Raw genomic sequence first — 11,400 nt, 5'->3', positions numbered from 1 at the left:
GGCGGGGTACGGGACCACCTGCTCGGCGCGCATGCCGTCTCGGGCTTCGGCGACAGCTTCAAGACCGGCGGCAAGGTGGTGAAGAACGTCACCGGCTACGACCTCTGCAAGCTGCTGGCGGGGTCCTGGGGCACGCTGTCGGTGATGACCGAGGTCACGCTCAAGGTGATGCCCAAGCCCGAGGCCGAGCGGACGCTGTTGCTGCGCGGGTTAGATGATGCCACCGCCAACAAGGCCATGACTGCGGCGCTGGGCTCGCCCTTCGACGTCTCCGCCGCCGCGCATCTGCCGAAATCGGCGTTCAGGGCCGGGACCGAGGGGCTGGGCGACATTGCGGGCCAAGGCGAGGCCGAGGCGCTGACCGTGCTGCGGCTCGAGGGCATCACCGCGTCCGCTGCGCACCGCGCCGGCTCGCTGCGCCAATTGCTTGCGCCGTTTGGAACCGCGACGCTGATCGAGGACGTGGCATCCGCGGCCTTGTGGAGCGCGATCCGCGACGTGCTGCCGTTCGCGGCGAGCGGCGCGCTCGGCGCCTGGCCGGTCTGGCGGATCGTCTGCCCGCCGGCCTCGGGCGCCGCGCTGGGCTCGCAGCTAGCGCGCGAGACGGGCGGCGATGTGATCTACGATTGGGGCGGCGGGCTGATCTGGGCGGCGCTTCCGCCGAAGCCGGACGCGCATGCCCCGGCCGTGCGTGCCCACGCCAATTCCGTCGGCGGGCATGCCACGCTGATCCGGGCCGCCGAGGATATCAGGCGCGAGGTCGACGTGTTCCATCCGCAGGCACCTGGCATTGCCGCGCTGAGCGAGCGGGTGCGCGCCAGCTTCGATCCGAAGACCATCCTCAACCGGGGGCGGCTCACGCGGAGCGCTGGCTGATGAAGACCGAATTCTCACTCGCGCAGCTCGCCGACCCCGATATCGCGGAAGCCGACAAGATCCTGCGCGCCTGCGTCCATTGCGGCTTCTGCACCGCAACCTGCCCGACCTATGTGCTGCTCGGCGACGAGCTCGATAGCCCGCGCGGCCGCATCTATCTGATCAAGGAGATGCTGGAGAAGGACCAGGCGCCGACCGCCGACGTGGTCAAGCATATCGACCGTTGCCTGTCGTGCCTTGCCTGCATGACGACCTGCCCCTCGGGCGTGAACTACATGCACCTGGTCGATCAGGCCCGGGTGCAAATCGAGCAGCGCTATCGGCGGCCGCTGACCGAGCGGCTGCTGCGCCAGGTGCTGGCCTTCGTCCTGCCGGACCCGCAGCGCTTTCGCGTCAGTATGTGGCTGGCGCGGCTCGCCCGTCCGCTCGGCGTCTTGCTGCCGACACCCCGGCCTGCGGCGACGCCGGGCTTGATCCAGCGCATCAAGGCGATGCTGGCGCTGGCGCCGGACCGGCTGCCGCCCGCAGGGCCCGCCGCCGGCAGCGTGTTCGCGGCGCTGGGCAAGAAGCGCGGCCGTGTGGCACTGCTCCAGGGCTGCGCCCAGCAGGTGCTGGCGCCGCGCATCAACCAGGCCGCCATCAGTCTCCTGACCCGCCACGGCATCGAGGTCGTCCTTGTCAAGGACGAGCAGTGCTGTGGCGCGCTGACCCATCACCTCGGCAACGACGAGGATGCGCTGGCACGGGCTCGCGCCAACGTCGCGGCGTGGCGGAAGGAAATGGCCGGCGAGGGGCTCGACGCGATCCTGGTGACGACCTCCGGCTGCGGCACGGTGATCAAGGATTACGGCTATCTCCTGCGCGAGGACACAGCGTGCGCGGCCGATGCTGCGAGGGTCTCGGCGCTCGCCAAGGACATCACCGAATACGTCGCCGGCCTCGAGCTTGCGACCGCGGCGCGAGCGGACGACATCGTCGTCGCCTATCACTCCGCGTGTTCGTTGCAGCATGGACAGAAAATCACAGGGCTTCCGAAAGAATTGCTTTCCAAGAATGGATTCGTGGTGAAAGATGTGCCCGAGAGCCATTTGTGTTGCGGTTCGGCGGGGACCTACAACATTCTCCAGCCCGAGCTTGCGGGTCGGTTGCGTGATCGTAAGGTCGCCAACATCGCGAGCGTCAAGCCGGACATGATTGCCGCGGGCAATATCGGCTGCATGGTGCAGATTGCCAGTGGCACGTCAGTTCCGGTCGTACACACGATTGAGCTTCTCGATTGGGCGACGGGCGGGGCGCGGCCGGCACTGAACGCGCAGGTTTGAGCTTTCAGGAGCCCGAACTGTCCTCCCGAGGTGACGACTGAAGACGCCCGATCAAGCATTGTTCGGCGGCAACAGGAGGACCACGATGGCGAAAGCGAAGAAGAAGAAAAGCAAGAAGGCCAAAAAGGCCAAGAAGGCCGTAGCGGCGAAGAAGTCCGCGAAGAAGGCGACGAAGAAGAAGGCGGCCAAGAAGACCGCCAAGAAGTCTGCCAAGAAATCTGCCAAGAAGGCCGCCCCGAAGAAGGCTGCCAAGACGACTGCAAAGAAGTCGGCGGCCAAGAAGGCTGCTCCGAAGAAGGCCGCGAAGAAGGCGGCACCGAAGAAGGCGAAGGCAGCGCCTGCTCCGAAGCCGTCGGCACCGGCGGAGACTCCCGCGCCCGCCGAGACAAGCTGGGCGATGCCTTCGTCTTCTGCGGAAGCGGCGCCGGCCGAGGGGCAGGGGTAGGAAGGCGGTCTCTCATCGCCTTCGGACTGTCACTCGGGACTGTTACTCGGGATTGTTACTTGGGATTGTAACGAGAAGGCCGCGGCACCCCCCGGTGCTGCGGCCTTTTTGCATCGCGGAAGCCGCCCTTGGCGGCTGGCGCTCCGGGCCCACCCTGATTCGTAGCGAAGGTGTCACGCCGCCTGGCGATCCCCGGGTTTACACGGGTCTGCACTGCACCTTGGAATGCAAATAATGTGATCGAGAAGCCACACAGCCTGACAACCTTTCGTGAATTCGTCAAAACGCCTAAAAAGTCGGCAGATGCCCGTGCTTTTTGCTTCACGGTTCCTGTCCATCGATCCAAATTGCCGCAGTGACGCAATTTTGCAGGTAGGCCGCATGCCCCGGGGGGCTTCCGGGGGCGACTGCTAAGTAAGAACGGGTAGATGGGGATCGAAATGAAAAAAGTGGCTTTGTTGGCAACGGCGCTGGCAATGGTGACGACGGGTTCGGCGTTCGCGGCAGATCTGCGCGTGAAGGCATTGAAAGCCCCGCCGCCCCCGGCGTTCGATCCTTGGGATATCGCCTTCGGCGGCGGCATCATGAGCGATTACGTCTTCCGCGGCATCACCCAGTCCAACCATAAGCCGGCCGTCACGGCCTATTTCGAGCCTCGCTACAACGTCACCAAGGACTTGCAGCTCTACGTCGGTACGTCCGCCTCGAGCATCTCCTTCCCGAACCGCGCTGCGGCGGAAGTCGACTTCTACGGCGGTATCCGCCCGACCTTCGGCATGTTCGCCTTCGACTTCGGTCTCTGGGGCTACCTCTATCCGGGCGGACAATGCTTCGGCTCGCAGTACACATTGGCTCAGGGCAATTGTGGCGGCGACATCGATTACTCGCAGGGGGCAATCGGCCTTCCGATCAACGGCAACTTCGCCAAGAAGGACGCCAGCTTCTTCGAAGCCTACGCCAAGCTGAACGTCGTCATCAACGACCAGTGGACGGTCGGCTTCAACGAGTACTACTCGCCGAACTTCCTGAACCTCGGCGCCTGGGGCAATTACGCCTCGATCACGGCCAAGTGGACCGCCCCGAGCACAATCTTCGGTGCCAGCGGCGTCGGCATGTATGTGTCGGGTGAGTTCGGCCGGCAGTGGTTCGGCACTTCCGACATCTTCTACGGCATCGCGGGCGATCCGGTTTATGCGAACGGCATCAAGGAGCCGAGCTATAACACCTGGAACGTCGGCGTCGGCTTCACCTACAAGGTGTTCACGCTCGATCTGCGTTATCACGACACCGACCTGAACAAGGGCGACTGCAACGCCTTGACCAGCGATCACACCGCGAAGTTCACCGGAAGCTTCACCCCCATCAACCCGGGCGGCTTCGGCTCCAACTGGTGCAGCGCGGCCGGCGTGGCCAAGCTCTCGTTCGACCTGACGGCGATGAGCAATCTGAAGTAAGCTTCTTCCCGAAACGACTTCGCGAGGGCGGCAGGGCAACCTGCCGCCCTTTTGCTTTTCTCCACGCCGTCATGGCCGGGCTTGACGCGTGTATGGAGTGACGACTCGAACTTGATGATCAGCGGCTACCCAGCGCTCGCCTCAGCGCGCGGCGCTCGGCTCCGCCGCAGTCCGCTCGCCGCCGACGACGTGGATCGCACCGTCCTTCACGAGCGCCACCTTGCGGGTGTGGAAGGCATCGAGCGTCGAGCGGTGGCCGATCGAGACGATGGTGGCCTGCGGCAGTCTCTCCGCCAGCAGCCGGTAGAGCCGGGCTTCCGACGGCTCGTCGAGCGAGGCGGTGGCTTCGTCCAGGAACAGATAGTCCGGCGCATGCAGCAGCGCGCGCGCTAGCCCGAGACGTTGCTGCTCGCCGAGCGAGAGCATCCTGTTCCAGTGGCCGTCCTCGTCCAGCCGCTCGGCGAGATCGGGCAGCCCGACCGCGATCAGGGCCTCGCGGACCTGCGCGGCGTCGAACGCGCCCGGCGCTGCCGGATAGACCACGGCATCGCGCAACACACCGACCGAGAAATAGGGCCGCTGCGGCAGCATCATCAGCTTTGCCTTTTCCGGGACCACAACCGTGCCGGTGCCGAACGGCCAGATGCCGGCGATGGCCCGGAACAGCGTGGACTTGCCGGAGCCGGACGGTCCGGTCACCAGCACGCGCTCCGAGGCCTGAATGGTGAAGGCCTTGGCGGCCACCAGCGGCGTGCCGTTGGGCAGGTTCACGCAGAGCTGCTCGAGGTCGATATGGCGGCCGGCGACTTCCAGCGCGATGGCAGGCTCATGCGCCGGCAGATTGACCGCCGAGGCGACCGACATCTCGAAGCCATCGAGACGGGCAACCACCGCACGCCATTCGGCCAGGGATCGGTAGGCGCTCACGAAGAAGGACAGGGCCTTCTGCACGCTGCCGAAGGCGGAGCCGGTCTGCACCATCCCTCCAAGTTGAATCTTACCGGCAAAATAGGCAGGCGCGGTGAGGATGAAGGGGAAGATCACGGCGGCTTGGGAATAGCTCGCCGTGAAAGCAGTCAGACGCTTGGTCCGGCTCATGATCGCGTACCAATTGCCGACGACATAGCCGTAGCGGTGCAGCAGTCGTTCGCGTTCGGCGCCTTCGCCCTTGAGCAGTGCGATCTGTTCGGAGTTCTCGCGCACGCGGACGAGGTTGAAGCGGAAGTCGGCCTCGTAGCGCTGCTGCTCGAAGTTGAGATTGACGAGAGGCGAACCGATCCAGTGCGTGAGCGCGGTGCCGAAGATCGCGTAGACGAGCGCCGCCCACACCAAATAGCCGGGGATGGGAAAGTCGAGGCCGGAGATATGCAGCGGTGCCGCGTTCGACAGCCCCCACAGAATGACCACGAACGAGAGCAGCGTGACGATCGAGGAGAGCAGCCCGATGCCGATATTGAGAGTCTGCTCGACGAAACTCCTGACGTCGTCGGTGATGCGTTGGTCCGGGTTGTCGGCCGCATCGCCCTTGAGCTGCATCCGATAGTGGGTCGCGCTATTCAGCCATTCGGCCAGATAGTGACGCGTCAGCCATTGCCGCCAGCGAATCTGGAGCCACTGATTGAGATAGAGCTGGTAGACGGAAAGCGCGACGCTGGCGCTCGCGAGCAATGTGAAGACGCCCAGCTCCCAGACGAAGCCGTTCCAGTCGCGCTCCTGGAGATAGTTGTAGAAGCGGCTGTACCATTGGTTCACGAGCACATCGATGGCGACCAGCAGCAGTTCGATCACGATCACCGCGGCGAGCAGGCCGCGGCCGGCCCATTTGTCCTCTGATCGGAAATAAGGGATGGCGATTCGCCAGACGATCGCGAGCGTGGCGCGGATGTTGTTCACAGAGCTGGATCTCCTCAGGGGATGTGCACGATGCCCAGAGCCAAATAGCTGAGGCGATGGCGGAAATGGGCGCGCTTAGACGAAAGTCGCAAGTTCTGCAATTTGCGTTGGATTGTCGCAGCCAGCAACCCTAGCATGGTGCCCGCCGGTGCGGGGCAGGGTGCTCCGGGATTTCGCGACCTTGTGAGCGGACGGGAACCGCCGGATGCGCGAGAACTTCGCGCCGCGGCTGCAACTGGCTGCCGATCGCTTTCTCGTTCGGCGTGGTCTTCGAAGGCGCCCCGGGCTTCGCCATGCCGGTGCGCCTGCATCGACCATGCGCGAACCTTCTCAACGCCCCCGCCGTCTCATAGAAGGTGCGGCAAGTCAGGTCGGTCGAGAGGTCTCATGGTTTCGTTCCAGCGATTGGTGTGTGCGGCGGTTGCAATGTTCGCGATGTCCACACTCGCGCGTGCTCAGGAGGGGTTTCCGTTCGGCACCGAGATGACGCTGGAGGCGTTGCCGCAGGCAGGCTCGAAGCGGATTCCCAACATCGAGATCGGCGACAATGGCGAGGTCGTGCTGGAGCTCTGGTGCAAGGGCGGCAAGGGCCAGTTCTCGGTCGCCGGCAACACCGTGATCTTCGTGCCCGGCCAGATCCAGAACCGCAACTGTCCGCCGGCGAGAGCGCAGGCCGACGACGAGCTCGTCGCAGCCCTCGGCAGCGTCGAGACCTGGAAGCGCCAGGGCGACGTGCTGACGCTGGTCGGCCCGAAGCCGCTGCGCTTCAGGACGACGGGGAATTAGGCCTCTGTCATTCCCCGCGAAGGCGGGGAATCCAGTACGCCGCAGCCTATCGATTCCATCGCTGCTGTCTCGGAGTACTGGATCGCCCGGTCAAGCCGGGCGATGACAGCGGTGGCTGTCTCAGCCTACTTCCACACCGACTTGTCGGCGTCCCAGCGCTGGCCCTTCAGCTCCTTGACGAGCGCCTCGATCGAGCCGTTGTCGTCGGGCAGATCGCCTTCTTCGTCGAGGCTGGCATCGTCGGACAGATTGAGCCTGGCCCCGCTGCCCTCGTCGGCCGTCGTGGTCGCCGGGCTGCCGATCCAGAGCATGAGCTTGTCCGTGGTGCCCGGCTTGTCGGGCGAGACCAGGCCTGCGACCTCGATCGTGTCGGTGAGCTCGAGCGCCGGGAAGTCCTGGTTCGGCCGCTTGAACACCAGCTTGAGCCTACCGGTGGCCGGGTTGAAGTTTTGCGTGACCGGCTTTGCGGCGAGCGTCCTGCTCAGCACGCTCGCCACCGCCGTTGCAAGCTTGCCCTTGTTGATCTTGTCGCCCTCGCGCCAGTCGGCCGCAGGGAAGCGGATGGTGCGGTCCATCTCGGTCATGCCCGCGGTCCAGCCTGCGGCGGTGACGCCCGGCATTGCCTTGAACTTCGCCAGCAGCGCGCCGGCGCGCTCGGGATCGACCGACATGGTGATGGTCTGCTCGCCCGCGCGCAGCGCGTCGCAGCCGACATTGAGGCTCGCCAGCGTCACCTCGACCTCCTGGCCCTTCAGGCTCTTCAGGAAGTCGGTCGCCGCATCGAGCTTGACCTTGACCGCGATCGCTTCCGGCGAGACGTCGGTGAAATCCTTCGGCTGCGGCGTGATGCCGTCGTCGGAGGCCTGACTGTCCAGGAATTCCTTTTCGCTGAGATCGGAATTGTCCGGCGAGGTCACTTCGGTCACCGCCTGGCCGACCGCGATCTGGCCGCGGAATTCGAACATGTCGCCGGACTGCTTGCGCGTCAGCTTGACGCTGACCGGCGACTTCTCACTGATGCTCTGCGTCGTTCCGGTCAGCGTCTGGCCGGCGACCTGGAGGTTGACGACGAAGCGGTCCTTGCGGTCGGAGTTCTTCGCGATGGGGTAGCAGACGTCGAGCACCGCCGCGGTCAGCGTCTTGCCCTGGCGCGTCTCCTTCAGGATCACGTCGGCATTGCCGTCCATCAGCCCGTCCATCGCGGTGAAATAGCGCGTCTCGGTTCCCCCCGGCGCGGTCGCCTTCGGCGACAGCTTCATCTGGGCGGAGGCCTGCGGCGGAACGGCGAGCAGGGCCAGAACGGCCGTGGAGCAAACCAGAAGCGCACGCATCGATGACATCCTCGCGCAACGGCCATGATCCGGAAAGCGTGAAGCGGTCTCTAGGATCATGCCCAAACAATCAGAATCGGCGCGCCACCGTAGTGGGTTTTGGCCGCTGGTTGAATCGGAAAGCGAAACGGGCAGGGTCGGCAAAAAAGAAGGCCGCCCGGAGGCGGCCTTCGCAACTCTGTCACGGAACGGAAGGCTTAGAAGCCGCCCATGCCGCCGCCGGGGGGCATCGCGGGCGGAGCTTCCTTCTTCGGCATCTCGGCGACCATGGCTTCGGTAGTCACCAAGAGGCCGGCCACGGAGGAGGCGTCCTGCAGCGCGGTGCGCACCACCTTGGCGGGATCGATGATGCCCTTCTCGACCATGTCGACATAGTCCTCGTTCTGGGCGTCGAAGCCGAAGGTCTCGGACTTGTTCTCCAGGATCTTGCCGACCACGATCGAGCCTTCCACGCCGGCGTTCTCGGAGATCTGGCGGATCGGGGCTTCCAGCGCCTTCAGCACGATGTTGATGCCGGCCTGGACGTCGTCATTGGCGTTGGTGAGACGGCCGACCGCCTTCTTGGCGCGGAGCAGCGCGACGCCGCCGCCCGGGACGATGCCTTCCTGAACCGCGGCGCGGGTGGCGTTGAGCGCGTCCTCGACGCGGTCCTTCTTCTCCTTGACCTCGATCTCGGTGGCGCCGCCGACGCGGATCACCGCGACGCCGCCGGCGAGCTTGGCGAGGCGCTCCTGGAGCTTCTCGCGGTCGTAGTCCGAGGTGGTCTCCTCGATCTGCGCCTTGATCTGGCCGACGCGGGCCTCGATGTCGGGCTTCTTGCCGGCGCCGTTGACGATCGTGGTGTTCTCCTTGTCGATCACCACCTTCTTGGCGCGGCCGAGCATCTTCACCGTGACGTTCTCGAGCTTGATGCCGAGCTCCTCGGAGATCAGCTGGCCGCCGGTCAGGATCGCGATGTCCTCCAGCATGGCCTTGCGGCGGTCACCGAAGCCCGGCGCCTTGACGGCCGCGACCTTGAGGCCGCCGCGGAGCCGGTTGACGACCAGGGTGGCCAGCGCCTCGCCCTCGACGTCCTCGGCGATGATGACGAGCGGCTTGCCCGACTGCACCACGGCTTCCAGCACCGGCAGCATGGCCTGCAGGCCCGAGAGCTTCTTCTCGTGCAGGAGGATGTAGGCGTCCTCGAGCTCGGCGGTCATCTTCTCGGCATTGGTGACGAAGTAGGGGCTGAGATAGCCGCGGTCGAACTTCATGCCCTCGACGATATCAACCTCGGTCTCGAGCGACTTGTTCTCCTCGACGGTGATGACGCCCTCGTTGCCGACCTTCTGCATCGCCTGGGCGATCATCTTGCCGATGGCGGCATCGCCGTTGGCCGAGATGGTGCCGACCTGGGCGACCTCGGAGGAGGCGGCGACCGGCTTGGCGCGCTTCTCGATGTCCTTGATGACGGCGGCAACCGCGGTGTCGATGCCGCGCTTGAGATCCATCGGGTTCATGCCGGCGGCGACCGCCTTGGCGCCTTCGCGCACGATGGCCTGGGCCAGCACGGTCGCGGTGGTGGTGCCGTCGCCGGCGAGGTCGTTGGTCTTGGAGGCGACCTCACGCACCATCTGGGCGCCCATGTTCTCGAACTTGTCCTCGAGCTCGATCTCCTTGGCGACCGTGACGCCGTCCTTGGTGATGCGGGGGGCGCCGAAGCTCTTCTCGATGACAACGTTGCGGCCCTTCGGGCCGAGCGTCACCTTGACGGCGTTGGCGAGAACGTCGACGCCGCGCAGCATGCGATCGCGCGCGTCTCCGGAAAACTTGACGTCTTTGGCAGCCATGGTCTGCAATCCCTCGTGTTATGTGATGTGTGTTGTCTTGTGCCGTGCGGCGGAACGATGGATGCCCGGATCGCCTGGATCCGGGCATGACATTCAGCGGCTGTTCAGGCGGACGGCCTTAGGCCAGCACGCCCATGATGTCCGACTCCTTCATGATCAGGAGCTCTTCGTTGTCGATCTTGACCTCGGTGCCCGACCACTTGCCGAACAGCACGCGGTCGCCGACCTTGAGGTCGATCGGGATCAGCTTGCCGGTCTCGTCGCGGCCGCCGGGGCCGACGGCGACGACCTCGCCCTGGGACGGCTTTTCCTTGGCCGTGTCCGGAATGATGATGCCGCCCTTGGTCTTTTCCTCGGCGTCGATACGTTTGACCACGACACGGTCATGCAGCGGACGAAATTTGGATTTAGCCATGACGTTTCCCTTTGGAGGCTCGCTTCGGAAGTAGTGGGGTCGGTGGGGCGGCGCTTCCGTCCGCCCTCGCGTCGAGGATCGAACGGCGCGCTTAGCAATCGGGCTTTCCGAGTGCTAATAGTGGGTCCGGAAATATGGCTTGGCCGCGATCCTGTCAAGCAAAGGTGGTTAAGCGATTGTTGAGGCGGATATAGGATGGTGGCATTGGAAACTCGCTCGGGGCGTCGCCGTAAAGAACGACGTCATTGCTCCGGCAGCGGTTTTGCGCTTGGCTGCGGGAGGGGTGCGGCCATGGTTTTGTTCGGGGGAATGCCATGATCAGTTCGGCTCACGCGCGCACGGTTGCCAATCTGGCGGCCGCCTCTTGTCTGGCGCTGCTGCTGGGCGCCTGCGGCGGCGGCTTCAACCTGCCGTCCCTCACGTCGTCCCCGCCGCCGCCCGAAGCCGAACCTGGCGTCGCGCCGGAAATGCCCGCCAGCATCCGCGCCGACGAGATCGTCGGCCGCTGGGGCCTCGCCTCGTTCCAGAACCCGGCCGATCGCGCCCGCACCGAGAAGATGGCGCGTGAGCAATGCAGGAACCCCTACGTGATCACCGCCGGTTCCTCCGGTGGCGTGATCATGCATCTCGCCGACCAGGCGACGCCGCAGGAGCTGCGGCTGAAGGGCTCGCCGAGCGGCAAGAACTACATCGGGCCGGCCGGCCCGACCCCCGGCGACCAGGACCGCGAAATCGTCTCCTTCGACGGTCGCGTCATGATCACCCGCTTCATCGACAAGGACGCTGGCACCCGCTACGGCAACATGGTCTACGTCCGCTGCGCGCCGAGGGCGTGACGGTCTCTTACCCTCTCCCCTTGTGGGAGAGGTGGCTCGCCGCGTAGCGGCGAGACGGGTGAGGGGTCTATCTCCTCACGAACGGTCTTGCGAGTGGAGAGAACCCCTCATCCGGCGCTTCGCGCCACCTTCTCCCACAAGGGGAGAAGGGAAGAAGAGTTCACGATCTGCACCGGCCAAAACAAAAAAACGCCGGCCCAAGGCCGGCGTTTT

General features: G+C 65.0%; 10 protein-coding genes. 6 read left to right on the top strand and 4 right to left on the bottom strand.

Going from position 1 to position 11,400, the window contains the following annotated elements; translation table 11 throughout:
* The 4 genes from I6F21_RS31565 to I6F21_RS31550 form a co-directional block, all read left to right on the top strand.
* Nucleotides 1–876, top strand: an 876-nt coding sequence (locus tag I6F21_RS31565; RefSeq protein ID WP_225183991.1) for an FAD-linked oxidase C-terminal domain-containing protein, incomplete at its 5' end; no start/stop codon positions are given.
* Entirely contained in the window at nt 876–2,198 is a 1,323-nt protein-coding gene (gene glcF / locus I6F21_RS31560; RefSeq protein WP_225140501.1) for a glycolate oxidase subunit GlcF, read from the top strand. The genes I6F21_RS31565 and glcF, both read left to right, overlap by 1 nt.
* 85 nt (nt 2,199–2,283) lie before the next feature.
* Nucleotides 2,284–2,643, top strand: a complete 360-nt coding sequence (locus I6F21_RS31555) for a hypothetical protein (protein WP_036039910.1) — start codon at nt 2,284–2,286, stop codon at nt 2,641–2,643.
* A gap of 440 nt (nt 2,644–3,083) precedes the next feature.
* Nucleotides 3,084–4,097: a TorF family putative porin gene (locus tag I6F21_RS31550; protein WP_036027050.1), complete on the top strand. Its 1,014-nt coding sequence runs from the start codon at nt 3,084–3,086 to the stop codon at nt 4,095–4,097.
* Between the two features lie 141 nt (nt 4,098–4,238).
* Here the strand turns inward: I6F21_RS31550 and I6F21_RS31545 are convergent, their stop codons facing one another.
* Nucleotides 4,239–5,990: an ABC transporter ATP-binding protein/permease gene (locus I6F21_RS31545; RefSeq protein WP_225140499.1), complete on the bottom strand. Its 1,752-nt coding sequence runs from the start codon at nt 5,988–5,990 to the stop codon at nt 4,239–4,241.
* Between the two features lie 387 nt (nt 5,991–6,377).
* Here I6F21_RS31545 and I6F21_RS31540 point away from each other — a divergent pair, with 387 nt between their 5' ends.
* Nucleotides 6,378–6,776: an META domain-containing protein gene (locus tag I6F21_RS31540; protein ID WP_225140498.1), complete on the top strand. Its 399-nt coding sequence runs from the start codon at nt 6,378–6,380 to the stop codon at nt 6,774–6,776.
* A gap of 125 nt (nt 6,777–6,901) precedes the next feature.
* On the opposite strand, the gene I6F21_RS31535 is transcribed toward I6F21_RS31540, so the two are convergent.
* From I6F21_RS31535 to I6F21_RS31525, 3 genes are all read right to left on the bottom strand, one after another.
* Nucleotides 6,902–8,107: a hypothetical protein gene (locus tag I6F21_RS31535; protein ID WP_036027054.1), complete on the bottom strand. Its 1,206-nt coding sequence runs from the start codon at nt 8,105–8,107 to the stop codon at nt 6,902–6,904.
* A gap of 197 nt (nt 8,108–8,304) precedes the next feature.
* Nucleotides 8,305–9,936 (bottom strand): chaperonin GroEL, encoded by a 1,632-nt coding sequence (gene groL, locus I6F21_RS31530; RefSeq protein WP_036014289.1) that lies wholly within the window; start codon nt 9,934–9,936, stop codon nt 8,305–8,307.
* A 118-nt stretch (nt 9,937–10,054) separates the two neighbouring features.
* Nucleotides 10,055–10,351 (bottom strand): co-chaperone GroES, encoded by a 297-nt coding sequence (locus I6F21_RS31525; RefSeq protein WP_025033779.1) that lies wholly within the window; start codon nt 10,349–10,351, stop codon nt 10,055–10,057.
* A gap of 314 nt (nt 10,352–10,665) precedes the next feature.
* Here I6F21_RS31525 and I6F21_RS31520 point away from each other — a divergent pair, with 314 nt between their 5' ends.
* Nucleotides 10,666–11,187: a hypothetical protein gene (locus I6F21_RS31520; protein ID WP_036014287.1), complete on the top strand. Its 522-nt coding sequence runs from the start codon at nt 10,666–10,668 to the stop codon at nt 11,185–11,187.
* Nucleotides 11,188–11,400: the final 213 nt, after the last annotated feature.

It is taken from the genome of Bradyrhizobium sp. NBAIM03, assembly GCF_020194055.1.
Lineage (GTDB): Bacteria > Pseudomonadota > Alphaproteobacteria > Rhizobiales > Xanthobacteraceae > Bradyrhizobium > Bradyrhizobium yuanmingense.
Note: the sequence above shows the minus strand (reverse complement) of the source record. Positions and strands in the feature narration are given on the sequence as shown.

Excerpts from the sequence above, each read along its gene's own strand:
- groL (WP_036014289.1), bottom strand. The coding sequence starts at position 9,936 with ATGGCTGCCAAAGACGTCAAGTTTTCCGGAGACGCGCGCGATCGCATG.
- I6F21_RS31540 (WP_225140498.1), top strand. The coding sequence starts at position 6,378 with ATGGTTTCGTTCCAGCGATTGGTGTGTGCGGCGGTTGCAATGTTCGCG.
- I6F21_RS31525 (WP_025033779.1), bottom strand. The coding sequence starts at position 10,351 with ATGGCTAAATCCAAATTTCGTCCGCTGCATGACCGTGTCGTGGTCAAA.
- I6F21_RS31520 (WP_036014287.1), top strand. The coding sequence starts at position 10,666 with ATGATCAGTTCGGCTCACGCGCGCACGGTTGCCAATCTGGCGGCCGCC.
- I6F21_RS31550 (WP_036027050.1), top strand. The coding sequence starts at position 3,084 with ATGAAAAAAGTGGCTTTGTTGGCAACGGCGCTGGCAATGGTGACGACG.
- I6F21_RS31555 (WP_036039910.1), top strand. The coding sequence starts at position 2,284 with ATGGCGAAAGCGAAGAAGAAGAAAAGCAAGAAGGCCAAAAAGGCCAAG.
- glcF (WP_225140501.1), top strand. The coding sequence starts at position 876 with ATGAAGACCGAATTCTCACTCGCGCAGCTCGCCGACCCCGATATCGCG.
- I6F21_RS31535 (WP_036027054.1), bottom strand. The coding sequence starts at position 8,107 with ATGCGTGCGCTTCTGGTTTGCTCCACGGCCGTTCTGGCCCTGCTCGCC.